Genomic DNA, 25,608 nt, shown 5'->3' on the forward strand with positions numbered 1-25,608 from the left:
ACCACATGGCCCTGCAACCGGTTAATCGGCGCTCCGTGCCCGAGGACGTGTTCGAACAGATCGTGTCCGAGGTGCTCAGCGGGCAGATGCAACCCGGCGAGCACCTGCCCAGCGAGCGCAGACTGGCCGAGGTCCTCGGCGTCTCCCGGCCCGCGGTTCGGGAGGCGCTCAAGCGACTCACCGCAGCAGGCCTGGTCGAGGTGCGGCAGGGTGATGCGACCACCGTGCGCGACTTTCGGCGCCACGCGGGTCTGGATCTCCTTCCGCGGCTGCTCATCCGGGCCGGCGAACTCGACCTGTCCGTCGTCAGGAGCATCCTGGAGACGCGGTTGCACAACGGGCCCAAGGTCGCCGAACTGGCCGCCGAACGCAGCGGTCCCGCTCTGGCCGAAGCGCTCGATCAGACTCTGCGAGATCTGGACACCGAGGACGATCCCGTCGCGCAGCAACGCCATGCCCTGGCATTCTGGGACCACATCGTCGACGGGGCCGACTCGATCGCGTTCCGGCTGATGTACAACACGCTGCGAGCCACCTACGAACCCGCGCTTCCCGCCCTGGCCACCGTGATGGCCGCAGAAGTCGGAAGGCCACACGCATACCGCGAGTTGGCCGACGCGATCACCGCACACGATCCGGCGCGCGCCCGGCGGGCCGCCCAGGACCTCCTCGAACCGGCGACCGCAGCGCTACTGGACGCTCTCGACAATCTGAAGGATCAACGATGACCACGACCGCACGGCGCGCACGCAAGGACTTCACGCTCACCGATGCGCTGCGCCAATTCTGGAAACACCCCTCCCCCTGGATGATCGGCGCCACCCTCGTCGCCGCGGTGATAGCCCGTATCGCTGTCGGCGACTGGCAGCCCACCGATGCGATGGTACCGGTGGTGATGCTCGCGCTGTTTCCGTTCTTCGAGTGGATCATCCACGTCTTCGTTCTGCACTGGAAGCCGAAACGGCTGGGCCCGTTGACGGTCGACCCTCTGCTGGCGCGAGAGCACCGCGCGCACCACAGCGATCCGCGCGACGTCCCGTTGATCTTCATCCCATGGAAGTCGTTGGCCACGTGGGTGTTGCCGTTGACGGTCGCGGTCGGCCTCTTGGCGTTCCCGCGGTTGGGTATAGGGCTTACATACCTCGTCTGTATCGGAACGCTCGGGCTGGTCTACGAGTGGACGCACTACCTGATCCACAGCGACTACAAACCGAAAACCGCTCTGTATCGGGCGATCTGGCGCAACCACCGGCATCATCACTTCAAGAACGAGCACTACTGGTTCACCGTGACCAGTTCGGGAACTGCCGACAGGGTGCTCGGCACCTATCCCGACCCGGCCGAGGTGCAGAACTCACCGACGGTGAAGAACCTGCATGCCGATGCGCAACCGGTCGGCGCGCCCGGCGACTAAGCCTGGACGATGACCGGGTCGCCGATGCTCACCATGTCGTAGTACCACGCCGCGTTGTCCGGACTGAGGTTGATGCAGCCGTGGCTCACGTTCTCGTATCCCTGCGATCCCGTCGACCAGGGTGCCGAGTGCACGTACACGCCGCCCCAGTTGATGCGGACGGCGTAGTAGACGGTGAGCTTGTAGCCTTCGGGATCGTCCAGCGGAATTCCGATGGTGCGGGAATCCATGATCACCGGGCTCTGCTTCTCGAGCACCGTGAACGATCCCTTGGGTGTCGCGAAGCCCGGCTTGCCCATCGATGCGGGCATCTCGCGCATGGTTTCTCCGTCGACGCTGACGGTGAAGGTATGGGCGTCGATGTCGGCGACCGCGAGCACCTCCGAGCCGGTCTGAAAGTTGGCCTTGGCATCGCCCGCCATCACGGTGATGGTGGAATGCGCCGGAAAGTACTCCTCCGGAGTCCACTGCAGCACACGGTCATCGAGCCAGGCGAAGGTTCCCTTCTGGGTACCGGGCGGCATCGCCGGCGCGGAGACGCCGAACGTGCGCTCGGCGGCCGCCCGGTCGTCGATGGGCTGCTTGAACGTCACCGTGATCGGGTGCGCCACACCGACCGTCTGGCCGGCAGGCTGAATGCTGGCTACTGCGTTCGGCGTTGCGATGCCCGCTGAACTGGTCGGGGCGGAGACCACGGTGAGCACCGCGAGGCTCGCCACCGCGAGCATATTTCGTAGCTTCAGCACACTTTTATCCTAATTCGTCTCGTGGAGTTCCCCGGGCAATCGCAAGGCGGGCTCGCGCGCGCATGTCGCAGCACGGGCGGATACCCACTCCCCACGCTTATCGAACGCGCTGCTCAGAACGTTTCACACCGGATCGGCCTCAGACGAGGTCGTGATTCGGTTGGCGGCTGGCAAATCCCCGCCGACGACGGGTCCAGTGCCCCCAGCACACCATCGGTTCGCGATTCGCCCAACCGGCGCGGGCAGTACTGCGCTGCGATCGGGCTATGCGGGTCGCGTCCCGGATTGTGCCGCAGGCGGTCGGCGAGTCACCCAGGCGGCGGCAGCGGCGCGGGTTCGGAGGCCGGGGGTGCGACGTCCACGGGCGGTGGCGTGACGGCCGCCTCGGGCGGTGGCGGCGGCAGCGGCGCCCCCGGCGGTGGAGCCAGCGCGGGATCGACGGGCGGTGGTGCCGGTGCCTGTTGGAGCGCGGGGTCGTCGCCGCCGACGTCGGAGAACCGGTCCCTGATGCGCTGCAACCAGCCTCGGCGCTCGGGCACCGGAGTGGGCTCTGCAGGCACCAGACCGGGAGCCATCGACTCCGGCGGCAGCGCGGGCGGCACCGGCGCGACGGGTCCTTGAGGTGGCGGTGCGGCGGGCAGCGGATCCTCCACCGCTGCGGGGACGTCGACGACGGCCACGGGCGGTTCCTCCGGCGGCGCCGGAATCGCGGCCGGTGGCGGTGCGGGCGGTGCCGCGGGCACAGGCGTAACGGCCGGGCGGGGCGCGGGTGCTGCCGCGATATCGGGCGACGATTTGGCGGCCGGGCTCGGCTCGGCGGGCGTGGTGTCCTTGCCCGGCGCCAGCTGCATGCTGATCGCCGCCGAGACCGATACGACGAAAGTGACCGTCCCCGCGGCCAGCATGGCCAACGGCCCGGTATGGGCGGGCTGTCGTCGAGGCCGCCTGCCTGCGCGCTCGAGCGGCTGCTCGGCGTCGAACACCGACGGACCGCTGTCGGCCGCCGCGAGCGCAGCGCCGCGCGCCAAGGCCAACCCGGCTTCGGCGGGCGCGAACACCGGCACCGACAACACGGTCTCCAGCCGGGGCATGATCGCGTCCAGATCCGCGCCCGACCCCACCAGCACCAACGCCTCGGGCCGCCAGTCGACCCTGGTGAACACCGTGTTCAACCAGCGGATCAACGATTCTTCGCTGTCGATCGAGTGGCTGACCGCGGTCTGCACCGCCCCCTCGCGGGTGTTGACGACCAGCGCAATGACCGCGTCGTACTCGATCACGCACACCGCGGTGACCTCGTTGCCGATCAACTCGGCCACACCCCACGCCAAGGCCTCCGACGCCTCGGGCAGTTGCACCGCCACCGCGTTGTCGAATCCGCATTCGCGCAGCGATCGAAGGAGCAGCGACGCTTCGGTTTGGGCGTCGTCGCTCCACGTCACACCGATGGTGTGCAACCGGTGACCGCGGCTGGCGGCAAGCGCTTCGGTGCGCAGCACCGCGGCTGCGGCCTCGTCGGAGGCGTGTCGCGGAGACGACCGGCGGGTCGGCAGGATCTCAATGGCTTCGCGGTCGACGGTTGCGCCGTCGGCGTCTTGCCCTTCGACGAGGACAAGACCGACGGCCGACGGTGTCACCGACAAGCCGAGTACGGCGTCCACTCATACCCCTTCGGACGTCCACTTACCGGGGTGACCGTAACAGTACGACGCACCGCCGCCTCCCCGGGGAGTGGGCGCTGCGGTGAAAGCTGCTGCCACGGGCCGGAATCGAAATGTGCTGTGCCGCTGAACCTCCTGTAAGAGAAGGCCGAACAGCTTTGCCGGGTCGATTGTTCGCCATCGGGCGCGGCGCACGCGTCGCCGTGGCAATGTGAAGAACCATGGCAGGAGTCCAGCAGACGGAGGGCGGGCCAAGCGGTCGCACGGTGCTCGGTCACCCGATCGGTTTGGCGAACCTGTTCGGAGTGGAGCTGTGGGAGCGGTTCTCCTTCTACGGGATGCTGACGATCCTCGGCTACTACCTCTATTACTCGGTCACCGAGGGCGGTCTCGGGCTCCCGCAGAGCACCGCGACCGGCATCGTCGGCGCGTACGGCGGACTGGTCTATCTGTCGACCGTGCTCGGCGGTTGGATCGCCGACCGGGTGTTGGGCATGGAGCGCACCGTCTTCTACGGCGGCGTCGTGGTGATGTTCGGCCACATCGCCCTGGCCGTCATCCCCGACCTGGCGGGTGTGACCGTGGGGCTGGTGCTCGTCGCTCTCGGTTCGGGAGCGCTGAAGGCCAACGCGTCGTCCCTACTCGGCACGCTCTACGCCAAGGGCGACCCGCGCTGCGACGGCGGATTCACGTTGTTCTATCTCGGTATCAACCTCGGCGCCTTCGTCGGTCCGCTCATCACCGGATTGCTGCAGACCCACGTCGGCTTCCACTACGGATTCGGCGCCGCAGCAATCGGAATGGCCCTCGGCCTGACACAGTACGTCGTCTTCCGTCGCAATCTCGGCGACCACGGACGTCACGTACCGAATCCCCTGCCACGCAGCGCAATCGGTCGGTTGGTGGCCATTGCGCTGGCGGGGGCTGTGGTCATCGGAGTGGTGTTCGCGACGGGCGTGGTGACGCTGGCGAACCTGTCGCACGTCACCACCGGTGTCCTGGTTGCGGCATCGGTGACTTATTTCGTCGTGATGCTGAGAAGCGCCAACGTCACGACCGTCGAACGCGTCAGGGTGCGCGCGTTCATCCCGCTGTTCGTGGCGAACGCCGTGTTCTGGTCGCTGTTCCAGCAGATCTTCACCGTGCTCGCCGTGTACTCCGACGAGCGGATGAACTGGTCGATCTTCGGGTGGACCGCGCCGTCGAACTGGATCGGCTCCATCGAACCGGTGTGGATCATCACGCTGTCACCGCTGTTCGCGGCGATGTGGACCAGGCTCGGCAACCGCGCCCCGACCACCCCGCGCAAGTTCGCGTACGGCGTGATCGGAATGGGTGTGGCGTTCCTGCTGTTTCTGCCGATGGCGGGCACGACCGGCCGCGCGGTGCCCGCGCTGTACATCGTCGGTGTGATGGCGGTGTTCGCGATCAGCGAGCTGATGCTGTCACCGATTGGATTGTCGGCGACCACAAAGCTTGCGCCCGAGGCGTTCCGGGCCCAGATGATGGCGCTGTACTTCTTCTCGGTCGGTATCGGAACGGCGATGTCCGGTGTGTTGGCCGGTTACTACAAGGCGACGCACGAGTTCGCTTACTTCGGGATCATCGGTGCGGTCGCGGTAGCCGCCGGTGTGGTGGTGTTCGCGCTCGCGCCGTGGATCAGCCGCCATATGGAGGGAGTGCATTGATCGCGGCCTCCCCGTACGCCTAGCCGGCCAGAATCTCCTGCAGCAGGGCGGGTTCGATGTTGCCGCCGGAGAGGACGACGACCGTTCGGCCCGCCGGGCTCGGCCCTTTACGGTAGGCGGCCAGGGCGACCGCCCCGCTGGGTTCGCTCACCAGGTGTGCACGGTGAGCGAGTTCGCGTACCGCCGAACGAATTTCGTCTTCGGTCACGGTGACGACGTCATCGAGCACCCGTTGCAGGTGGGCGAACGTCAATTCGGAAGGTTGCGAGCGCAACCCGTCGGCGATGGTGCGGTTGCGGTCCTCGATGGACCAGTCGACGCGATGTCCGACGCTCAGGCTCTGGGCGGTGTCGGCGGCCAGTTCCGGTTCGACCCCGATCACCTTGGCATTCGGGCACATCGCCTTGATCGCCGTACCGATCCCCGAGGCGAGGCCGCCGCCGCTGACGGGTATCAGGACCGTGTCGACGCTCGGCATATCCTCGGCGATCTCCAACCCGATCGTGCCCTGGCCGGCGATGATGTCGGGGTGGTCGAACGGCGGTATCAGGACACCGCCGGTCTCCTCGACGACCTCGGCGGCGACCCGTTCCCGTTGTCCCGCACCGCACAACACCACCGTCGCCCCATGGCTTCGAGTCGCCGCCACCTTCACATCCGGCGTCTCCTGCGGCATCACGATGTGGGCGGGTATGGCGTACACCGCAGCCGCGTAGGCCACCGCCTGCGCGTGGTTCCCGCTCGAATATGCCACCACTCCCCTGGTGCGTACGGATTCGTCGAGGTGGCCGATCGCATTGAACGCACCCCGCACCTTGAAAGCCCCGATCGACTGCAGGCTCTCGGGCTTGACCCACAGCGGCCGGTCGTCGTCACCGGCCCACGGGGCGGGCAGCAGCGGTGTGCGCAGCACGAAGGCCCGGATCCGAGCGGCCGCCTGTTGGATGTCGTCGAGCGTCACCAATTCCACCCCACCAGTGTGCACCGCAGGGAAACCGGAGAGACAATGGCGATATGGCCGGAACCTTGTTCTTCGACGGCAACTGCGGGATGTGCACCCGCGCCGTCTACTTCGTCCTGAAGATGAACCGAACAGGTGATCTGCGAACCGCGCCGCTGCAGGGCGAGGGCGTCGCCGAGCGGTTGGGCATCCCGCAGTCACGGATCCTCGACGTCGCGCGATGGCACGACCAGTCCGGCGCTGTGTACGACGGCGCACAGGCGGTGAACGCCGCAGTGGCGGCCGCGCTGGGAACCCGGATCCCGCTTCTCGTGTACCGGATCCCCGGAATCCGTGCGTTGCAGGACGCGGTGTACCGCTATGTCGCCAGTCATCGCCACCGCTTCCCGGGTACGACGCCGTACTGCGAATCTCATCCTGTCGGCTGTTGACCCAGTGGCGGCCCTCTCGGCCGCGTTGCGCCGGGGCCGCGGCTTCCTCGAGGCCGGCCGGCTCACCGCGGTCGGATTCAAGCACGACCGATGGCTTGACACGCTGCTCCTTCAGCGAAGCCTCCTCGACTGAGGCGACTTCGGCGGCCTCCGGATGTTTTTCGACAAGTTGGGTACTCCCTAGCCGATTGGGCCACGGTCGAGGAGGCTGCCGATGAGTTCTGGGGTGCAAACCGGCACGATCACCACGCAGGTTCCGAGCCGGTTGGATCGGTTGCCCTGGTCGCGATTCCACTGGCGCGTCGTCATCGGACTCGGCGCGGTGTGGATCCTCGACGGCCTCGAGGTCACCATGGTCGGCAACGTCGCCTCTCGGTTGACGGAGAGCGGCAGCGGGATCGAGTTGACCGCAGGTGAAATCGGCATCGCCGCGGCGATTTACATCACCGGCGCGTGCCTGGGTGCCTTGTTCTTCGGACAGCTCACCGACCGGCTCGGCCGCAAGAAGCTGTTCCTGCTCACCCTCGCGGTCTACCTCGCCGCCACGGTGGCAACGGCTTTCGCGTTCGCGCCGTGGTACTTCTACATAGCGCGGTTCTTCACCGGCGCAGGTATCGGCGGTGAATACGCCGCGATCAACTCCGCGATCGACGAGTTGATCCCCGCGCGTGTCCGTGGCCGCGTCGACCTGATCATCAACGGCTCCTACTGGCTGGGCGCCGCCGGCGGTGCGGCAGGCGCACTGGTGCTGTTGAACACCGCGATCTTCCCGGCCGACATCGGTTGGCGTATCGCGTTCGGTATCGGCGCCGTCTTCGGTCTCGTGATTCTCGTCGTGCGGCGCAACGTCCCGGAAAGCCCGCGGTGGTTGTTCATTCACGGTCGCGAGGATGAAGCCGAACGGATCGTCGGCGAGATCGAGCGCGAGGTCGAACGCGAGACCGGGCAGACCCTTGAAGAACCAGAGGGCACGCTGACCGTGCGCCAGCGCAAGGCGATTCCGTTCCGGGAGATCGCCCACGTGGCGTTCACGAAGTATCCCCGCCGGGCCGTGCTCGGCCTCGCGCTGTTCATCGGGCAGGCGTTCCTCTACAACGCCTTCACGTTCAACCTGGGCACGCTGCTGAGCGGCTTCTACGATGTTGCGTCGGGCACCGTCCCGATCTTCTACGCACTGTGGGCGCTGAGCAACTTCGCCGGCCCGATCCTGCTCGGCCGGTTCTTCGACACAATCGGCCGAAAACCCATGATCGCGTTCGCATATCTGGGTTCGGCGGCCGTGGCGGTGGCGCTGACCGTGCTGTTCGTGTCTCAGTCGGGCGGCGTGTGGGTCTTCATGACCGTGCTCGGCGTGTGCTTCTTCCTCGCCTCTTCCGGAGCCAGCGCCGCATATCTCACCGTCAGCGAGATTTTCCCCATGGAGACGCGGGCTTTGGCGATCGCGTTCTTCTACGCGGTCGGCACGGCCATCGGCGGTATCACCGGACCACTACTGTTCGGCCAACTCATCGAATCCGGCGATCGCGGGCTCGTCGCGGTCAGCTTCCTGATCGGGGCGGCGGTGATGGCCGTCGGGGGCGTCGTCGAGCTGATGTTCGGTGTGAAGGCCGAGGGCCAGAAACTCGAAGATCTGGCCATGCCGCTGACGACCGCCGACGAAGACCAGGAGAAGTCCGAAGCGCCTTCGGAGCGTGACGAGGAACGCGCGGCCCGCCAGGCGCGCATCGCCGAGCGCACCGAACGTGCGCGGGCAGCCAGCCAGGCGCGGCGCTATCGGCCCGGCCCGGCGGCGGGCTGGTACGGGGCATGGCGTGAGCCGCCGACGCCCGGTGTGCCCGAGTCGGCGCTCGACCACGAGATCGAAACCATCGCGCGCGCGGTGAGCGAGCACGAACCGATGTCCGTACGTGAGCTGCACAGGGCGGTCGGTGCGCGGTACTGGGGACCCGGCGAGTTCCGCAAGGCGATGCGGGCGGCGTTGGCGGAGAACCGAATCGCCCGACACCCCCGTGGCAAGGTCGGTATGCCACTGGGAACACCACAGCAATGACGTTGGGCTGCAGCATATTCGGGCATAATCCGACGTTCCGCGCTGATGGCCGCATCATGCGGTGGAAGTGCGATCGGTGTGGCGAGGCGCAGGGTGCCAAGGAATACGCCACCGCCGAAGACGCGCGCAGATACGCCAAAGCGTTCAACAAACGCGATACCGACGACCTCGGGAAGCGCGCGCCTCTACTCGGCCTGTTGCCGTTGCGGCTGTGGCGGGCCCTGCGTCGGCGTTAGCTCTTGGTCAGGGTGAACTGACAGACGTCGGTGTAGCCCTCGCGGAACAGGTCGGCGCAGCCGGTCAGGTACTTCATGTACCGGTCGTACACCTCTTCGGACTGGATCGTGATCGCCTCGTCCTTGTGGGCCTGGAGCGCGGCGCTCCAGTGGTCCAACGTGCGGGCGTAATGCAACCGCAACGGCTGCACCAGGCCCACCTTGAATCCTGCTTGGGTCGCGTGCTTCTTGACCGCGACGGGCTGGGGCAGATCCCCGCCGGGAAAGATCTCGTCCATGATGAATTTGAAGAACCGGAGCTTGGTCATGGTCAGCGGCAGACCGCGCTCCGCGAACTCCTCATCGTCGGGCTTGACGATGGTGTGCAGCATCATCACTCCGTCGGCGGGCAGCGCGTCGTATGCCATCTTGAAGAACTCGGGGTAGCGGTCGCGGCCGAAGTGCTCGAACGCGCCGATCGACACGATGCGATCGACCGGTTCGTGGAACTGCTCCCAACCCTGGAGCAGGACCCGCTTGCTGCGGGGGCTGTCGATGCCGTCGAGCACCTTCTGGACGTGGGCCTGCTGGTTCTTGCTGAGCGTCAGGCCCACCACGTTGACGTCGTAGCGCTCCAACGCCCGCTTGATCGTCCCGCCCCAACCGCATCCGATGTCGAGCAGCGTCATACCCGGCTGCAGGCCAAGCTTGCCCAGCGATAGATCGATCTTGGCGAGCTGGGCTTCCTCGAGGGTCATGTCGTCGCGCTCGAAGAAGGCACAACTGTAGGTCTGCGTCGGGTCCAGGAACAGCCGGTAGAACTCGTCGGACAAGTCGTAATGCGACTGCACATCCTCGAAATGCGGCGTGAGGTCCTGGGCGGTATCGGTGGTTTTTTCTGGCACGGTCAGCCCCTGGCGTCGAATTGGGTCAGGTCGAAGCTCCGCACGGTTCGAGAGCCTCCCCCGTCGCAGGCAGTTTACGCACAACGCCTGGGTGCAGCCGTCATTGCCCTGGTCAAGCGTGTGTATCGCCGCACGGCTGCCGCCCGCACTAAAGTTGGACCCCATACGGGTAACCCTCAACGAGAACGGAGACCGATCATGAGCACACCTGACGGCCTCGCGTTCGGCGATGCCATTCCCGAAGCCGACGTGGCGGACCAGCGCACCCCGGTGTACCCGGACGACCAGGACACCTGGCAGGACACCTCGGCGATCTCCCGCGAACGCACGTGGGACGCCAACGAGGCTGATCTGGTCGATCAGGCGATCGAGGTGCCGATCCCCGACGACGACCTGCCGCTGGAATAACCCACCGCGTCGCGCCTCGTCGCGAGATCCGCTGCCTCGCTCGCCTGCGGGTAGTAAGCATGACGCATGGATCTACGTGCGGAACTGCTCGAGGGCCTCGACTTCGATCCCGACGCCTCGCGCGTCTTCGGAGAGCCCTACGCGACGGCCGACGGCACCACCGTCATCCCCGTCGCCGAAGTCCGCGGCCGAGCCCGGCGCGGCGGTGAGCCGAACGTCAAGGTGACGAGCAGGCCGGCCGGTGTGTTCGTCATCAAGGACGGCGACGCGGTATGGCGACCAGCGGTCGACGCGACCCGCATCACCCTGGCCGGGATCCTGGTCGGGCTGGTGACCTCAGCGCTCGCCGGGGTGGCGATGGTGCGACGGCCGCCCTGGCCCGACCTGTACGGCGACATCTCGTCGCGATGAGGCGGTCGCGGCGACGGTCAGTTCTGCCGTGGGAGCAGCTCAACGACGAACTGGTCGACGAATTCGGCCATCGCGATGCGCCCCGCTGGACGGATGACGAATTTGGTCAGGCCGGCGTCCAGATAGGCGTCGAGTTGCCGGTGCAGCTGCGGCCAGCCGTCGGCGATCAGCTCGGAGGGGTCGACATCGGGCCGGCGCCGGCTGATCGCCGCCAGCATCTGCGGCGACGCTGCGCCGTCGGCGACGGCCAGGTTGATGCCGAAGTGGTCCGGCTCGACCTCTCGCCCGGCGTCCTCGGCCGCGCGCTGAATCGCCTCTCGGGCTCGGCGCGCCTCGGCGGGAGTGACGAAGCTGCCGAGCCAACCGTCGCCCAGACGACCGATGCGCCGGAACGCGGCGGGGGCGGACCCGCCCAGCCAGATGTCGAGCGGCTTGACGGGCCGGGGTGCCACCGCCGCCGACGAGACCGTGTAATAGGCGCCGTCGAACGAGACGTCGTCGTGTTCGAGCACCGCACGAAGCAGCCGCAGCGCCTCGTCGAACACCGCGGCGCGCGCCCCGTCGGGCACCACGAAGATCTCGCGTTCTGCGGCGATGGCGGACCGCAACCCGAAGACCGGGAGCACCCGTTTGGGCGCCAACGCCGCGAGCGAGGCCAGCTGCTTGGCGACGAGCACTGGGTGCCGTCCCGGTAGCACCGCGACCGACGTACCGACCTTCAAGCTGCGGGTGCGGGCCAGAGCGAAAGCCATTCCGACGAACGGATCGACGGCCTCGGAGTACACGAGTTCGGAAAACCACAGCGAATCGACGCCGGTGTCTTCCAGCTGGTCGACGATGTCCGGCAGCTGTTGCGGCCCGATGTCAGCGCCGAGCCCGATCCCGAATCGAATTTTCACGTCGCCGCCATCGTACTTACTCGTGCTTTCGGGGCGGCTTCGGTCCACGGGGCGCTAGGGTTCTCGAAAACGCTTGCCAGAGAGCGAGGAAACGGTGGACGGAGCGGTGACGGTGTCGATGGCGGCGCCGGCGGAGCGGATCTGGGACCTGATCGCCGATGTGCGAAACACCGGCAAGTTCTCCCCCGAAGTCATGGAGGCCGAGTGGCTCGGTGGTGCCACCGGTCCCGCGCTGGGCGCCCGGTTCCGGGGCCACGTCAAACGCAACGAGATCGGGCCCGTCTACTGGACGACGTGTGAGGTGACGGCCTGCGAACCGAACAGGGAATTCGGCTTCGCGGTGCTCATCGGAGACAAGCCCGTAAACAACTGGCATTACCGGCTCACCCCCGTCGACGGCGGTACTGATGTCACCGAGTCTTTCCGGCTCAATGACTCGCTGCTGATGAAGCTGTTCTCAGTGTTCGGAGGCCAGCTTCGGCGCAGGCGCAACATCCGCGACATGCGCAAGACGCTCGAGCGCATCAAGGCGGTGGTCGAGACGCCCGAGGGCAGCTGACAGAAACGTTGTCCGCCAGCGGATTACAGGCTGCGCAGGCGCCGGACGCGATCGCTGATCGCCCGCTGCGAGACGCCGGCGTTTCTGGCCAGGGCCTCGAACGCGTGGGGGCAACCCGGGTACACATGCAGTTCGGTGGGCACTCCTGCGTCGGCCAGACGGGCCGCACCGTGTGTCAATCCGCCCCGGTGGGGCCGACACCTTTGATAGAACACATGCCAGGTACGCCGCGAGCCGAGGAGCCTGCAATGGGTCAGTGGTCACGTGAGGAGATCGACGAGGCGTTCCGCGCCTATCAAGACGCGGTCGTCGACATCGGGAAGACGTGGAACTGGTCGAGCTATGCCGATCACTTCACCGAGGACGCGACCTACATCGAGCACGCCCTGGGCGACATGTCCGGCCGAGAGAGCATCCGCGACTGGATCGTCTCGACGATGAACACATTCCCCGGCAGCGAGATGCCCTTCTATCCGGTCGAGTGGTATTCGATCGACGTCGACAAGGGCTGGGTGATCAACCGCAACGTCAACACGATGAAGGATCCGGGCGACGGCAGCGTGCACGGCACACCGGTCATCACGGTGCTCAGGTACGCCGGTGACGGGAAGTGGAGTTACGAGGAAGACGCCTACAACCCGATGAACTTCCTGGTGATGGTGCAGGGCTACATCCAGCGCTGTCACGAGCTGGGCACCATCTCCGACGAGGCCCGCGTGTTCGCCAAGAACATGAACTGGCAGTTGTCGTAATCAATTTGGCCACGCGGGCAGATCGGCCTTCCCCGGGCGAATATCGGCCTACCCTCGGACGAGTGGACACCGCGACACCGCCCACGTTTGGCGCGCACATGATCAGGGCCAACGGCACCCCGCCGCCCGAGGTGCCGTTGTCCGAGGTCGACCTGGGTTCCTGGAAGTTCTGGGTGCAACCCGACGACTTCCGTGACGGCGCTTTCGCCACGCTGCGCCGCGAAGCGCCGGTCTCGTTTCACGCACCGCTGGAAACCCCCGGTGTGGCCGAAGGTCCCGGCCACTGGGCGATCACCAAGTTCGACGACGTTTGGTACGCCAGCAGACATCCGCATATCTTCAGCTCGAGTCCGAGCATCACCATCAACGACGCGAACCCGGAGTTGTCCGAGTATTTCGGCTCGATGATCGTGACGGACGATCCGCGTCATCTTCGGCTGCGCAACATCGTCAGCCGGGCTTTCACGCCCAGGGTGGTCGCACGCACCGAGGCCTCGGTCAGAGACCGCGCCCGGCGCCTCGTCGAAGAGATGATCGCCGAACATCCCGACGGCCACGGTGAGGTCGTCGCGGAGTTGGCCGGACCGCTGCCGCTCCAGGTGATCTGCGACATGATGGGCCTCCCCGAGGACGACCATCAGCAGATCTTCCACTGGACCAACGTGATTCTCGGCTTCGGGGACAAAGACATCGCGCAGGACTACGAGGAGTTCGTCAAGGTCGCGATGGACATCGGCGCCTACGCGACCGCACATGCCGAAGATCGTCGCGCCCACCCGCAGGAGGATCTGACGACCGCGCTGGTCGAAGCCGAAGTCGACGGGGAACGTTTGACATCGGCCGAGATCGCATCGTTCTTCATCCTGTTGGTGGTGGCCGGCAACGAGACCACCCGCAACGCGATCAGCCACGGCGTGCTCGCGCTCACCCGCTACCCGCGCGAACGCGAGCGGTGGTGGGCGGACTACGAGACCGTCGCCCCCACCGCCGTCGAGGAGATCGTTCGGTGGGCGTTCCCGGTGAACTACATGCGCCGCACCCTGACCGAAGACTGCGAACTCAGCGGCGTCACGATGTCTGCCGGAGACAAGGCCACGCTGTGGTACTGCTCGGCGAACCGCGACGAGGACAAGTTCGCCGACCCCTGGACGTTCGACGTGACACGAAGCCCCAATCCGCACGCCGGATTCGGCGGCGGTGGAGCGCATTTCTGTCTAGGCGCCAACCTCGCCCGGCGCGAGATCAGCGTCGTCTTCGAGGAACTGCACCGGCAGATACCCGACATCTCCGCCACCGAGGAACCGGCGCGGTTACTGTCGCCGTTCATCCACGGCATCAAGCGCCTGCCGGTGTCCTGGACACCGCCTCGCTGAGCTCGTCACGGCTGGGTCGCGCCGCAGGCGGTGACATGGTTCGCGGGTTGGCCGATCGCTTGTGTCGTCAGGCGCTCCATGGGTAACCAACGGCTATGCATCCCGAACACTTTCGTACCCTGCTGACTTCGAACGGCCCGTATGCGTCGGTGTATTTCGACGATTCCCACAACACCGCCGACGCGGCGGCCCAGATGGACCTGAAGTGGCGGGCGCTGCGTGAACAGCTCGAGGAGCAGGGCGCTGATCCGGCGGTGACGGAGAGCATCGAGCAGGCCATCACGGATGCGGCTCCCCCCGTCGGGCCCAGCGGTCGCGCGGTCGTGGCCAGCGCCGACGGTGTCCTGGTCAACGAACACCTCATTCGGCCCATCGAGCCTGTCGTCCGGGTGTCGGCACTGCCCTACATCGTCCCGGTCGTCGAGCACGGCCTCGACCGGCCGACGTACGCCGTGGTGATCGTGGACTACGAGGGCGGCGACATCACGCTGTATCGCGAGGGCACCGCGGTCTCGGACACCGTCGACGGGCACGCCTACCCGGTGCACAAGGCTTCGGGCGCCGACACACCGGGTTATGGCGATCCGCAGCGGACCAGCGATGAGGCGCGCCAACAGAACATCCGGGCGGTCGCAAGCCAGCTGACCACGCTGGTCGACGACGCCAGACCCGAAGTCGTATTCGTCGTCGGCGAGGTCCAGTCGCGCACCGACCTGATCGCGGAACTACCCGAGCGGGCCGCTTCGCTGGTGGTCGACGTGGGCGTCGGGGCGCGGCACAGCGGTTTCGACGACGCCGACCTGCAGGACGAGATCGACCAGGAGTTTCAGCGTCGCCGCGCGGCGGCAATCGACGACGCCGCACAACGCTTCACCGCCGAGCTCGGGCGCGGCGAGGGCATGGCGACCGAAGGGCTGGACGGCGTGACGGCGGCCTTGCGGGCGGGCGCGGTCGACACCCTGATCATCGGTGACGTCGGCGACGCGACCGTCGTGGCCGGCGATGACCTGACCACGATCGCGCCGAACGCCAACGTCCTCTCCGAGCTCGGCACGGCCCCGAGCCAGACCCTGCGGGTCGACGAGGCGCTGCCGATGGCGGCGATCAACACCGGAGCTGCGTTGATCCGCACCGACGAGCGCATCGATCCGGCCGACGGCGTCGCCGCGATCTTGCGCTACGCGCTGCCCCGCTGACGCCGGGCGAGGCTCAGCGGGCGCCGACGATGTTGGCCAGCGCGGCGATCGGTGTGTCGTCGAGATGTTGGCAGAGCTCCAGCGCGTGCCCGAAAACCCGCTGCGCTCCGGCCTTTTCGAGCTCACTGCGGGAGACTCCCCCGCTGAGCACTGCGATGCTGTCGACACCTGCGCGTTTACAGGCTTCCACGTCCCAAATGGTGTCGCCGACGAAGACGGCATGCGAGGCCGGCACCCCTGCGCGTTCGAGAGCGACCTCGACGATGTCGGGCTCGGGTTTGGCGGTGTCCACATCCTCCGAGGAGGTCACTGCATATACGAGGTGGTCGCTGTCGAGCACCTCGCGCAGCACCGACAGCTCCTCTTCCGGTGCCGAGGTCGCCAACACGACCCGGATGTCGAGCTTGTGCACCGCTTCGAGCAGTCCGCGTGCGCCCGGCAGTTGCCTCAGGTGCGGCGCCAACTCCTTGTAGTAGCGCGAATGCAAATCCTCGGCCTGGCTACGGGTCTCCTCGTCAGCCTCTGCTCCCAGCGTGTTGACCAGCGTCGTGCCATCCATCCCGATGGAGCGGTGGATGCGCCAGGCCTCGACCGGGTGACCGACCTCCTCGAACGCCCGATACCAGGCATGCACGTGCAGGTAGTTCGAGTCGACCAGCGTCCCGTCGATATCGAAGAGGACGGCCGATGCGGTCTTGGCTTCTTCGGTCACGAGCGGTGGTGCTGCTCGGGGGCCCGGTTCGGGTCGGGACGCGTGGTTCGATCGTCTCGCACACCATCGGTCTTGGTGGTCGACGGATCGGCGACCGAGTCGGACGTTCGCGTCTCCGGGTCCAGGGCGTCGGCGCGGGCGCGTTGTTCGTCGAGTTCGTCGCGCTTGGTGTTGACCGCATTGCGGTGCGTGTGGGCAGCATCCTGCAGCCGGGCCGCCTCGGCGGCTTTCGCCTCTGCTTCGGCTTGTGCGGCACGGGCGCGTGCCTCGGTTTCCTGCGCGACGGTCTCGCGCTTGCGGAGATGATGCGACTTTTCGTCGACCTCCGTGCGGAGCCGATCGGCTTCCATGCGGCGTCGCTTGTTGCGCGCGTTGCGCGCCAGGAGCGCCACCGCCACGATCGCGGCGATCAGAACGATGGCGACGATGATCCACACGATGGCGTTGTTATCCATGTCGGCTCCTCTGGTCTGTCGAGCCGGCTCGTTGACGAACCCGCTAATTCTGCGTGTGCCCGGGCAGCCATCCGGCTAAACGGCCGATGGTCAGACAGTTAGGGGCGGCCATGAAGGGAGCGCTTGCTGATTCGATGTCGGCGCGGTCGCGGATGTCTGGCAGGAAATTCGGCCTCGTCGGCCGACGAATCCACCCGTTCGGGCAACGAAAAGCGTTGTTGCGGAGCGGAACTCAGGATTCCCGTTGGGCGATGCTAGAGCGTCGCGGTCAACGGTCCGGACGGCTCGCAGACCGGCTCGGGCGGATTGCCCGACGTCGAGCAACCCCGACCCGTCGCCACGTACGTCGCGCCCGGTTGATACGGCGAGTAGTACGCTCGCGCTGTCAACAGCCCGTTGTTCTGCACACAGTTCTCCGGCCCCGCATTGCCTTGGAGCTCGACGCAGGCGATCGACTGATACGGCGTGCCGCCATCGCAGTTCGACGGCGACATCGTCACCGCCACCATGTCCGTTCCTGACACGTGCACGACGTGCGGAGCGGAAAGGGTGAAGGAGCAGGGCGGCTCGTCCGGGTCCGCGGCTGCCGTCGCGGTGACCGACGCACAGCTCAGGGCGACGGTGAAGACCCCGACCATCAGCGACCTGATCATCTCCGGATCGTAGGCCAAGGCCACACGTTCGCGTGCCCCCTTTCGGCGAGCGTGCACCATCCTCTTGCCTTACCCACCTACCCACTTACCCACTCATGCGCGAGCGTGCGGGTCTGCACACGACACGCCGCGTTCGGTCCGCACTTTGTGCACCGTCGCGGGCCGACGAGCGTGCGGTACTCGGCGCCGAGGCGATCGACCGGTGTGCGCATGCCACCCGAGCGCGGACCGTAGGAATTGGCGATCTGCACGTCGCGCGTGCGCTGAATGTGACCGTGGGCCGTGTGCTGGCGTTGACGAGTCGTTGGCGGGCAGACGAACTACCGGTGAATGTGCGGACTGTGGCGGGGTTTGCGCACACTCGTCGGCCGGCGACGGTGCGCAAACGGCTGCTTTTCCGCGGCGTGTCGTGTGCAGACGCGCACGGTCGCGGGAATGGGATCAGGCGACGTAGCGGGTGAACCAGTCCTGCACACGACGCCACGCGTCGGCAGCGGCGGTCGCGTTGTAACGCTCGCCGGTGTCGTTGAAGAACGCGTGGTTGGAGTCGGGTTCAGTGACCAACTCGAACACCAGACCGGCTTTTTCGAGTGCCGCCCGTGCGACGGGTTCGGTGGCGTTCACTCGCTGATCCTGAGCCGCGTAGATTCCCAGCACGGCAACGTCTTTCGACCCGGAGAAGTCGGGGTTGTCGGGTGTGGGTCCGTAGAACGGGACTGCTGCCGACAGCCTGGGCTCGCCGGAGGCCAGCAGCCGCCACACATACCCGCCGCCCATGCAGAAGCCGACGGCCGCGACTCTTTTCCCGGGCACTCGGCGTTGCAGTTCGTCGATGCCCGATTTCAGATCCGCGACCCCTTCCTCTGGCGGGATCTTGCCCAGCGCCGCGGTCGCCTCCGCGGGATCGGCGAACGTCGATGTCCCGCCCTGCGCCGAGAGCAGGTCGATCGCCAGCGCTGAGTAGCCGATTCCGGCGAAGCGACCCGCCACCGAACGGATGTAGTCGTTGAGTCCCTTGTTCTCGTGGATGACGAGCACGCCGCCGCGGACGTCCGGCGCCTGGGCCCAAGCGGCCTGCAATTCACCGCGAGGCCCGGCCCACGTCACCGGTGTGGTCGCCACCGCTGTCTCGCTGCCGGGCGGCGGGGCGCTGGCCGTGGCGGCGCCGCTCGACGTGGCCGGGGCGTCGGCCGTCGGCTCCCGGTTCTGGCCGCATGCGGCGAACAACGCGGTGGCGCCCGCGGTGCCGACGCCGAGCAGCGCCAGCCGGCGCAGCGCCTCCCGCCGGGACAGCAGACCGTCGACGTGGTCGGTGGCGATCTCTTCGGCGATGTACCGCTGGATGGGGGTCATCCCAGCGAGTATGCCCCGATACGGACACCGCCGGAACCCTCGCACGGGCCGCAACATCGCGGATACATGCACGTCAGCAAGCAAAGTAGACAAGTTCACGAATCTGTTCACACATTTCGTTGACATGGCAACCGCTGGGCTGTTCTATGGCGGGGTGACCTACGACACGATCATCCGCAACGGCCGCTGGTTCGACGGCACCGGCGCTCCGTCGGCGATCCGCAACCTCGGTATCCGCGCGGGTCGTGTGGTGGCGGCCAGCGAAAACGATCTCGACGCGACCGGGTGCCCGCAAGTCATTGACGCGACGGGTAAGTGGGTCCTGCCCGGCATGCTCGACATCCACACCCACTACGACGTCGAAGTGCTCAACGGTCCCGCCCTCGCGGAGTCGCTGCGGCACGGTGTGACCACTGTGATGCTCGGGTCCTGCTCGCTGTCGACGGTGCGCGTCGACGCCAGCGACGCCGGTGACATCTTCGGTCGGGTCGAGGCGATTCCCCGCGACCACGTGATCGCCGCGGTCGAAGACCACAAGACCTGGTCGAACTGCGAGCAATACATCCAGGCGCTGGAATCCCGGCCGCTCGGCCCCAACATCGCGGCATTCATCGGTCACTCCGACATGCGCGCGGCGACCATGGGACTCGACCGCGCCACGCGTAAGGACCAGCGCCCCACCAAGGCCGAGCAAGCTCAGATGGAGCGCTGGCTGTCCGAGGCGCTGGAAGCCGGATTCGTCGGAATGTCCTCGCAGCAGCTGCTTTTCGACAAGCTCGACGGTGACGTGTGCCGGTCGAGGACCCTGCCGTCGACCTACGCCAAACCACGCGAGCTGCGTAGGTTGAAGGCGTTGTTGCGACGCGCAGGCCGGGTTCTGCAGTCCGGCCCCGACATCGAGAACCCGCTCAACCTCGGCTCGCAGCTGGCGCAGTCGCTGGGCCTCATCCGCAATCCGCTCAAAACCAGCTTGTTGTCGGCCGCGGATGTGAAATCGAACCCGTACAGCATCCACGCGCTCGGTCCGGCCGCGCGGCTGGTCAACAGGCTCGGCGGCAACTTCCGTTGGCAGCATCTGCCGGTCCCTTTCGAGGTCTACGCCGACGGCATCGATCTGGTGGTCTTCGAGGAATTCGGCGCGGGCGCGGCGGCGCTGCATCTTCGCGACGAGGTCGAGCGCAACGAGCTCATGCGCGATGCGGCCTACCGGCGCCGGTTCCGCAAGGAGTACGAGAGCAAGCTCGGTATCCGGGTGTGGCAGCGTGACTTCTTCGACGCCGAGATCGTCGCGTGCCCGGACGCATCGATCGTCGGCAAGTCGTTCGGACAGGTCGGTCAAGAGCGCGGCGGCGTGCATCCCGTCGACGCCTTCCTCGACCTGGTGCTCGAACACGGCGCGGCGCTGCGTTGGCGCACCACGATTTCCAACCATCGCCCCGAGGTGCTCAGGAAGCTCGCCGGAGATTCCGGTATCCAGATGGGCTTCTCGGATGCCGGTGCGCACCTGCGCAACATGGCGTTCTACAACATGGGTCTGCGGTTGCTGCGCCACGTGTACAGCGCCGAACGCGCCGGGAAGCCGTTCATGACGGTCGAACACGCGGTGCACCGACTCACCGGTGAGCTCGCCGACTGGTATCGCCTGGACGCCGGGCACCTGCGTATCGGCGACCGCGCCGACATCGTGATCGTCGACCCCGCGCACCTCGACGACTCGCTGGACCGCTACGCCGAAGAGCGCGTCGACCATTACGGCGGGCTGTCGCGAATGGTCAACCGCAACGACGACACTGTCTCGGGTGTATTCGTCGGCGGCCGCGCGGTCTTCCTCGACGGCAAGCCGACCGATCTCGTCGGCAAACGGCGGACCGGACGGTTCCTGCGCGCAGCGCACAAGGCGCCCGCGCTCGTCGAGCAGGAAGGGGAATTGGCCAGTGTCGGTTGAGGATACGGTTCTGGGCATGTGGAAGGCGCTGTCGGCGCGTGACTGGGAGGCGGTCAAGACCTTTCTGTCGGAGGACTGCATCTACCTCGACGTGCCCGTAGGTCCGGCTGCCGCGGCGCGTGGGCCGGAGGACATCGTCAAGCGGCTCAAGATCGGCTTGGAGCCGTTGGCCTCCTACGAGAACTTCACGGGGTTGCTGGTCGACAACGGTGCGGACGTGATGTACGAGCATTCCGAGGAATGGCATTGGGCCACAGGCGAATCAGCCGTACTGAAATTCGTCAGTGTGCATCGGGTCGAGGACGGCAAGATCACGCTGTGGAAGGACTACTGGGACATGGGCGCGCTGGCCAACAACGCGCCGCCCACGTGGATGGAAGACTTCGCCAACGCCGACATGTCATGGGTGTTCGACGCGACCGGACTGGTCTGACGCAAGCCTACGGCTGCGCACAATAGCGCGCCCCGCTTGGACCTACAGCGTGATCTTGCAGCTTTGGCCGATGTCGAGCGTGCGCAGCATGCGGCCCATGCCCAGCCACATCGCGCACGACAGCGCCAGATCGGTGAGCAACTCGTCGGAGAAGTGCTCGCGGCAGCGCTGCCAGAAGTCCTCGTCGTCGCGAAGGCCGGTGTGGTCGCTGGCGAACCGTTCGGCGAACTCTGCGGCGATCCGCTCCTCCGTGGTGTAGCCCGGCCAGGTTCGCCATTCGGCGGCGTGGTTGTAGAGGTCCTCGTCGACGCCTGCCGCCAGACCTTCAGAGTCGCGGGTGTTCTGGCACACCACGCATTCGTTGTCCAGAGCGATGACCATGCGCGCGAGTTCGCGAACCCGCATCGGCAGCCGGTTCTTCGTGTAAACCGCATTGGTGAAGCCGGCCATCGCGATGCCGATATCCGGCGACATCGTCACCCAGGCGGCAGCGTCATCGTCGGCGAAATCCCCAATTCGACTCATGGCCGCATCGTACGCTCGCCGCCGTCGAATTGGAACGCGTTCTAGTTTTGGACCCGCAGAGTCAGCCGGTGGTGACCAATTGGGCGCGGTCGTCGGTCCAGTCGCGCTGCAGAAGCATTCGGTGCGCAATGCGCTCCAGTGCGGCCTCGACCTGGAACCGGTCCGGGCGCCCCTCGAAGGACGGCGAGGTGCCCAACTTCTCGACGATGCGGCCCACGATCGCCGTCGAGATGGCGTCGACCTGCCGGATCCCGTTCTGCGTCAGCCAGAGCCGTTCGTCGGTGCGAAGCGCCAGACCGCGTCGCACGAGATCGTCGAACGTCGGCTCGATGATCTCGTGCGGCACCCGGAGCCGTTCGGCGATGTCGGTCAGCGTCGCCGAGCCGAATACCTGGTTTTGCCGGTAGATCTGAAGGAGCGCCCACATCTGGCTGACGTCGAGGTTGCATCCGGGTTCCCGAGCCAGGCTGCGCAGCCGGATCTCCGGCGAGTCGCGGAACAACCGGCCGACGGCCACTTCGAGGATCTTCTCGGGCGATTCGGTGCTCGGCATCCCGAACCCCTCACCCAGATCCGAGGCCGACACCGTCTCGACCTCACGCAGCTGCGCCTCTTTGAGGAACAGCGAGACGACGAAGCCGACGACCGCCACGGGTACCGCGAACAGGAACACGCGACCCAGCGAGTCGGCGTAGGCCTCGACGATCGGCGCGGCCATCTGCGGGCTCAGCGTGTGAAGCAGCTGTGGTGACTCCGCTGCGCGCGCCGGCGCACCGCTGGTGGCCAGCGCCGGTCCGATCCGGTCGGCGAGGAAGTTGGCGAACAAGCTGCCGAAAATCGCTGCGCCGAACGAACTTCCGATGGTCCGGAAGAAGGTGACCCCAGAGGTGGCCACGCCGAGGTCGCTGAAGCTCGAGGTGTTCTGCACGACGAGGACGAGCACCTGCATGCACAGGCCGATCCCGGTGCCGAGGATGAACAGATACAGCGACTGCTGCCAGGTCGGTGTCGCCGCATCCATACCGGAGAGCAACAGGAACGCCACCGCCATGGTCGCGGTGCCAGCGATCGGGAAGATCCGGTATCTGCCGGTGCGCCCGACGATCTGGCCGCTTCCGATGGAGGTGATCAGCATCCCGGCGACCATCGGCAGCGTGCGCAGACCCGACGTCGTCGCCGAGACGCCGTTGACGAACTGCATGAAGGTCGGCAGGAACGTCAACGCGCCCAGCATCGCGAACCCGACGATGAACCCGAGGATGCAGCACACGGTGAAGACCGGGCTGGCGAACAACCGGATCGGCAGGATCGGTTCGGCGGTGTGAAGTTCGACCCACACAAAGACGGCCAGGCCCGCGAAGGAGCCAACGAACAACGCGATGATGGGCGTCGAGGACCACGGATACGTGCTGCCGCCCCAACTCGTGGCCAACGTCAACCCGGAGGCGCCCAGTCCGACGAACACGATGCCCGCATAGTCGATGACGGCCTTCCCGGATTTGGCCAGCGGCGGGATTGCCACCGCCGCGACAGCGAGCACCACGAGCGCGACCGGCACGTTGATCCAGAACGCCCACCGCCAGGTGAGGTGGTCGGTGAAGAACCCGCCGAGCAGCGGCCCGATCACGGTGGTGACACCGAACACCGCGCCGAGGGCACCCTGGTAGCGACCGCGATCGCGCAGCGGGATGACCTCGCCGATCAACGCCATCGCGGTGACCATGATGGCTCCACCGCCGACGCCCTGCAGCGCCCGGGAGGCGACGAGCATGGTCATCGAACCGGCCATCCCGCACAGCACTGAACCGGCCAAGAAGAACAGCACGGCGACGCCGAAGACGTTCTTGCGGCCGAACAGGTCGCCGAGCTTGCCGACGACGGCCGTGACGATGGTGGACGCCAGCAGGTAGCTCGTCACCACCCACGACTGGTGGCCCGCGCCGCCGAGGTCGGCGACCACGGTCGGCAGTGCGGTCGCCACGATCGTCTGGTCCAGTGCGGCCAGCAGCATCCCGAGCAGCACCGCGACGAAGATGGCGTTGCGGCGCCGCGGGCCGATCTCCGTGCCGCCGGCGGCGGGATCGGCGGCCGTTGTCGTGGCGTGCCTCGTCACTGCTTCCCTTCCGATGCGAACCCTCCAGCCATATCGTTAGGAAGGCTATGAAAGTTACGCACGGGGTGAGGGTTGCCGCCGCGAGCGTGCACAAAACGCTGCAAAAGCGCGGTGTGTCCTGTGCAGACGCGCACGTTCGCGCCATTTAGGAGACAGTGCGCGGGAGTGGGCGGGTGCGCTACAAGGCGGTCGGCGGACGCGACACACACTGGGCCGCGTAGAGCTCGTCGCCCAGCTTGTCCATCAGTTGCAGTTGGGTCTCGAGGTAGTCGATGTGCTCCTCCTCGTTGGAGAGGATCTTCTCGAGCAGCGTCGCCGAGATCGCGTCGCCCTTCTCGCGGCACATGATGATGCCCGGGCGCAGGCGCTCGAGCACCTCATACTCGATCGCGAGATCGGCCTCGAACTGCTCACGCAGGGTCTGGCCGATCCGCAGCGAGAACAGTCGCTGATAGTTGGGCAGCCCGTCGAGGAGGAGAATTCGGTTGGTTATGTCCTCCGCGTGATTCATTTCTTCGAAGGACTCTTTGCGCGTGTATTCGGCGAGTTCGGTGAAGCCCCAATTCGCCTGCATCTTGGAATGCAGGAAATACTGGTTAATGGCCGTCAGTTCGCTCGTCAATTGCTCATTGAGCAGTTTGAGGACGTCCGGATCGCCTTGCATGATCGCTCCTAGGCACTTGAGGGCTGGTCAAGACTCGCTGTCGGTCGTGCACCTTCAACGCTAGTGCAGTTACGCCGCGCAAGCGCGCTTTAAAACCTGCGCAACGCGTGTTTTTGTGTGGATTCTCAACCGCTCCGGCGACTCGAGGCGCAGATCCGGGGCCTAGTCTGGACTGCCTAGGCTAAGTAAGGTTAGACTGCGCTAACCATTGGCGAGGGTACGAGCGAGACGGGAAGAATCGATGGGTCAGATCGATCTGCACTCATTGATTTTGGCGTGCGATTTTCGCGTCGCTGATGTCGAGCGAATGTGGAAATGGCTCAAAAAGCGTCGCGATAATCTGCAGTCAATCGGCGCCCATCATGTCGTCGTATACGAGTCGATCTGGGAGCCCAACCGCGTCCTGGTGACAATTGGAATCCGCAATGCGCGATCAATTCGTGACGTTCTTCGGTCATCGGCGGTTTTCGAATGGTTCGACATCGCCGGCGTCGATGACATCCCGCCGATCTTCGGTGGCGAAGTGGTCGAGAAGATCGACCTCTACCCGCCCTCGCCCGCCGATCACGTCGGCCGGGTGGTCGTGGGCGTCATGTCGTCGGTCGAGGACGTGTCGGCCCTGATGGTCAAGATCCACGACGGCGTCGAACGCTTCAAGCGCGGCGGGGTGCGCAAGATCTGGGTCTACCGTGCCCTCGACGACGGGCAGGAAGTCATGATCCTGCAGGAGATCGAGGATGAAGCCGCCGCCCGGCAGTGGATCGATCACCCGGACGCGGCCGCGGAGTGGATGACCAACTCGGGACTGGGTCCGTATCCGAGCCACTTCATCGGTCGGTTCGCCCACCTGATGAGCATCGACGGGCAGGGGTGACGGGGGCGCGATGTTTGTCTGCCTGTGTATGGGAATCACGAGCCACGACGTGACCGAATGCGTGGCCAACGGCGCACGGACGTCGAAGCAGGTCGCCGAGGCCTGCGGCGCCGGCGGCGACTGCGGGAGGTGCCGGCGCACCCTGCGGGCGATCATCGCGGCGCACTGCGAAGCCGACGACACGGCGCCCAGAGCGGTGAATCACTAGCCTC

28 protein-coding genes are annotated in these 25,608 nt (G+C 66.4%); 16 read left to right on the forward strand and 12 right to left on the reverse strand.

Annotation, left to right across the window (positions count from 1 at the left end):
• The first annotated feature begins 5 nt into the window (after positions 1-5).
• Both A5790_RS11380 and A5790_RS11385 read left to right on the forward strand, forming a co-directional pair.
• The gene (locus A5790_RS11380; protein ID WP_066843749.1) at positions 6-728 is read left to right on the forward strand and encodes a FadR/GntR family transcriptional regulator; all 723 of its coding nucleotides are present in this window, start codon (positions 6-8) and stop codon (positions 726-728) included.
• Complete coding sequence (locus A5790_RS11385; RefSeq protein ID WP_066843752.1) at positions 725-1,414, forward strand: sterol desaturase family protein; 690 nt, start codon at positions 725-727, stop codon at positions 1,412-1,414. Before A5790_RS11380 ends, A5790_RS11385 begins: the two co-directional genes overlap by 4 nt.
• Here A5790_RS11385 and A5790_RS11390 read toward each other — a convergent pair.
• Together A5790_RS11390 and A5790_RS11395 are read right to left on the reverse strand one after the other, a co-directional pair.
• A complete protein-coding gene (locus tag A5790_RS11390; protein ID WP_066843755.1) occupies positions 1,411-2,142 on the reverse strand; it encodes a L,D-transpeptidase family protein in 732 nt (243 codons plus the stop codon). The genes A5790_RS11385 and A5790_RS11390 overlap by 4 nt on opposite strands.
• 326 nt (positions 2,143-2,468) lie before the next feature.
• Positions 2,469-3,821, reverse strand: coding sequence for a hypothetical protein (locus A5790_RS11395; RefSeq protein ID WP_066843758.1), 1,353 nt, complete (start codon positions 3,819-3,821; stop codon positions 2,469-2,471).
• Positions 3,822-4,042: 221 nt separating this feature from the next.
• On the opposite strand from A5790_RS11395, the gene A5790_RS11400 reads away from it, so the two are divergent.
• Positions 4,043-5,509: a peptide MFS transporter gene (locus A5790_RS11400; RefSeq protein ID WP_066843761.1), complete on the forward strand. Its 1,467-nt coding sequence runs from the start codon at positions 4,043-4,045 to the stop codon at positions 5,507-5,509.
• Between the two features lie 19 nt (positions 5,510-5,528).
• On the opposite strand, the gene A5790_RS11405 is transcribed toward A5790_RS11400, so the two are convergent.
• Entirely contained in the window at positions 5,529-6,479 is a 951-nt protein-coding gene (locus A5790_RS11405) for a threonine/serine dehydratase (protein WP_066843764.1), read from the reverse strand.
• Between the two features lie 44 nt (positions 6,480-6,523).
• On the opposite strand from A5790_RS11405, the gene A5790_RS11410 reads away from it, so the two are divergent.
• The 3 genes from A5790_RS11410 to A5790_RS11420 all read left to right on the forward strand — a co-directional run bounded on the left by A5790_RS11410 (position 6,524) and on the right by A5790_RS11420 (position 9,187).
• Positions 6,524-6,901 carry a thiol-disulfide oxidoreductase DCC family protein gene (locus A5790_RS11410; protein ID WP_066843767.1) on the forward strand — a complete coding sequence of 126 codons (378 nt, stop codon included), beginning with the start codon at positions 6,524-6,526 and terminating at the stop codon, positions 6,899-6,901.
• 214 nt (positions 6,902-7,115) lie between these two features.
• Entirely contained in the window at positions 7,116-8,951 is a 1,836-nt protein-coding gene (locus A5790_RS11415; protein ID WP_066843770.1) for an MFS transporter, read from the forward strand.
• Positions 8,952-9,007: 56 nt separating this feature from the next.
• On the forward strand, positions 9,008-9,187 hold the full coding sequence (locus A5790_RS11420; RefSeq protein ID WP_231987754.1) for a hypothetical protein: 180 nt from the start codon (positions 9,008-9,010) through the stop codon (positions 9,185-9,187).
• Here the strand turns inward: A5790_RS11420 and A5790_RS11425 are convergent.
• A complete protein-coding gene (locus tag A5790_RS11425) occupies positions 9,184-10,071 on the reverse strand; it encodes a cyclopropane mycolic acid synthase family methyltransferase (protein WP_066843774.1) in 888 nt (295 codons plus the stop codon). The two genes, A5790_RS11420 and A5790_RS11425, sit on opposite strands and share 4 nt — an antisense overlap.
• Positions 10,072-10,269: 198 nt before the next feature.
• Between A5790_RS11425 and A5790_RS11430 the strand changes: the two genes are divergently transcribed.
• The gene (locus tag A5790_RS11430) at positions 10,270-10,479 is read left to right on the forward strand and encodes a hypothetical protein (protein WP_066843777.1); all 210 of its coding nucleotides are present in this window, start codon (positions 10,270-10,272) and stop codon (positions 10,477-10,479) included.
• A gap of 66 nt (positions 10,480-10,545) precedes the next feature.
• A complete protein-coding gene (locus A5790_RS11435) occupies positions 10,546-10,890 on the forward strand; it encodes a hypothetical protein (RefSeq protein WP_066843780.1) in 345 nt (114 codons plus the stop codon).
• Between the two features lie 17 nt (positions 10,891-10,907).
• Here the strand turns inward: A5790_RS11435 and A5790_RS11440 are convergent, their stop codons facing one another.
• Entirely contained in the window at positions 10,908-11,789 is an 882-nt protein-coding gene (locus A5790_RS11440) for a TIGR03854 family LLM class F420-dependent oxidoreductase (protein WP_066844159.1), read from the reverse strand.
• Between the two features lie 118 nt (positions 11,790-11,907).
• Between A5790_RS11440 and A5790_RS11445 the strand changes: the two genes are divergently transcribed.
• From A5790_RS11445 to A5790_RS11460, 4 genes are all read left to right on the forward strand, one after another.
• Positions 11,908-12,348 (forward strand): SRPBCC family protein, encoded by a 441-nt coding sequence (locus tag A5790_RS11445; protein ID WP_369829784.1) that lies wholly within the window; start codon positions 11,908-11,910, stop codon positions 12,346-12,348.
• 248 nt (positions 12,349-12,596) lie between these two features.
• Positions 12,597-13,100: a nuclear transport factor 2 family protein gene (locus A5790_RS11450; protein ID WP_066843785.1), complete on the forward strand. Its 504-nt coding sequence runs from the start codon at positions 12,597-12,599 to the stop codon at positions 13,098-13,100.
• Between the two features lie 98 nt (positions 13,101-13,198).
• Positions 13,199-14,473, forward strand: a complete 1,275-nt coding sequence (locus A5790_RS11455; RefSeq protein WP_066844161.1) for a cytochrome P450 — start codon at positions 13,199-13,201, stop codon at positions 14,471-14,473.
• Between the two features lie 95 nt (positions 14,474-14,568).
• Positions 14,569-15,669: a hypothetical protein gene (locus A5790_RS11460; RefSeq protein WP_066843787.1), complete on the forward strand. Its 1,101-nt coding sequence runs from the start codon at positions 14,569-14,571 to the stop codon at positions 15,667-15,669.
• A gap of 13 nt (positions 15,670-15,682) precedes the next feature.
• Here A5790_RS11460 and A5790_RS11465 read toward each other — a convergent pair whose 3' ends face one another.
• The 4 genes from A5790_RS11465 to A5790_RS11480 all read right to left on the reverse strand — a co-directional run bounded on the left by A5790_RS11465 (position 15,683) and on the right by A5790_RS11480 (position 18,842).
• Entirely contained in the window at positions 15,683-16,381 is a 699-nt protein-coding gene (locus tag A5790_RS11465) for an HAD family hydrolase (protein ID WP_066843789.1), read from the reverse strand.
• Entirely contained in the window at positions 16,378-16,836 is a 459-nt protein-coding gene (locus tag A5790_RS11470) for a hypothetical protein (protein ID WP_066843797.1), read from the reverse strand. Before A5790_RS11470 ends, A5790_RS11465 begins: the two co-directional genes overlap by 4 nt.
• A gap of 254 nt (positions 16,837-17,090) precedes the next feature.
• Positions 17,091-17,489, reverse strand: a complete 399-nt coding sequence (locus tag A5790_RS11475) for a hypothetical protein (protein ID WP_064394150.1) — start codon at positions 17,487-17,489, stop codon at positions 17,091-17,093.
• A gap of 441 nt (positions 17,490-17,930) precedes the next feature.
• Positions 17,931-18,842, reverse strand: a complete 912-nt coding sequence (locus A5790_RS11480) for a dienelactone hydrolase family protein (RefSeq protein ID WP_066843799.1) — start codon at positions 18,840-18,842, stop codon at positions 17,931-17,933.
• Between the two features lie 124 nt (positions 18,843-18,966).
• Here A5790_RS11480 and A5790_RS11485 point away from each other — a divergent pair, with 124 nt between their 5' ends.
• Positions 18,967-20,787: an amidohydrolase family protein gene (locus A5790_RS11485; RefSeq protein WP_066843802.1), complete on the forward strand. Its 1,821-nt coding sequence runs from the start codon at positions 18,967-18,969 to the stop codon at positions 20,785-20,787.
• Between the two features lie 16 nt (positions 20,788-20,803).
• Positions 20,804-21,220: a nuclear transport factor 2 family protein gene (locus tag A5790_RS11490; protein WP_197696770.1), complete on the forward strand. Its 417-nt coding sequence runs from the start codon at positions 20,804-20,806 to the stop codon at positions 21,218-21,220.
• 42 nt (positions 21,221-21,262) lie between these two features.
• Here the strand turns inward: A5790_RS11490 and A5790_RS11495 are convergent, their stop codons facing one another.
• The 3 genes from A5790_RS11495 to bfr all read right to left on the reverse strand — a co-directional run bounded on the left by A5790_RS11495 (position 21,263) and on the right by bfr (position 24,522).
• Positions 21,263-21,745 (reverse strand): carboxymuconolactone decarboxylase family protein, encoded by a 483-nt coding sequence (locus A5790_RS11495; protein ID WP_066843810.1) that lies wholly within the window; start codon positions 21,743-21,745, stop codon positions 21,263-21,265.
• A 61-nt stretch (positions 21,746-21,806) separates the two neighbouring features.
• Positions 21,807-23,858 (reverse strand): MDR family MFS transporter, encoded by a 2,052-nt coding sequence (locus tag A5790_RS11500; RefSeq protein ID WP_066843813.1) that lies wholly within the window; start codon positions 23,856-23,858, stop codon positions 21,807-21,809.
• 178 nt (positions 23,859-24,036) lie between these two features.
• Positions 24,037-24,522 carry a bacterioferritin gene (gene bfr / locus A5790_RS11505; RefSeq protein ID WP_064418619.1) on the reverse strand — a complete coding sequence of 162 codons (486 nt, stop codon included), beginning with the start codon at positions 24,520-24,522 and terminating at the stop codon, positions 24,037-24,039.
• A 241-nt stretch (positions 24,523-24,763) separates the two neighbouring features.
• Between bfr and A5790_RS11510 the strand changes: the two genes are divergently transcribed.
• Together A5790_RS11510 and A5790_RS11515 are read left to right on the forward strand one after the other, a co-directional pair.
• On the forward strand, positions 24,764-25,396 hold the full coding sequence (locus A5790_RS11510) for a fatty-acid--CoA ligase (RefSeq protein ID WP_066843816.1): 633 nt from the start codon (positions 24,764-24,766) through the stop codon (positions 25,394-25,396).
• A 10-nt stretch (positions 25,397-25,406) separates the two neighbouring features.
• Complete coding sequence (locus A5790_RS11515) at positions 25,407-25,604, forward strand: bacterioferritin-associated ferredoxin (RefSeq protein ID WP_066843819.1); 198 nt, start codon at positions 25,407-25,409, stop codon at positions 25,602-25,604.
• The last annotated feature ends 4 nt before the right edge of the window (positions 25,605-25,608 follow it).

Origin of the sequence: Mycobacterium sp. 852002-51152_SCH6134967, assembly GCF_001667105.1 — a bacterium.
GTDB classification, from domain to species: Bacteria; Actinomycetota; Actinomycetes; order Mycobacteriales; family Mycobacteriaceae; genus Mycobacterium; species Mycobacterium neumannii_A.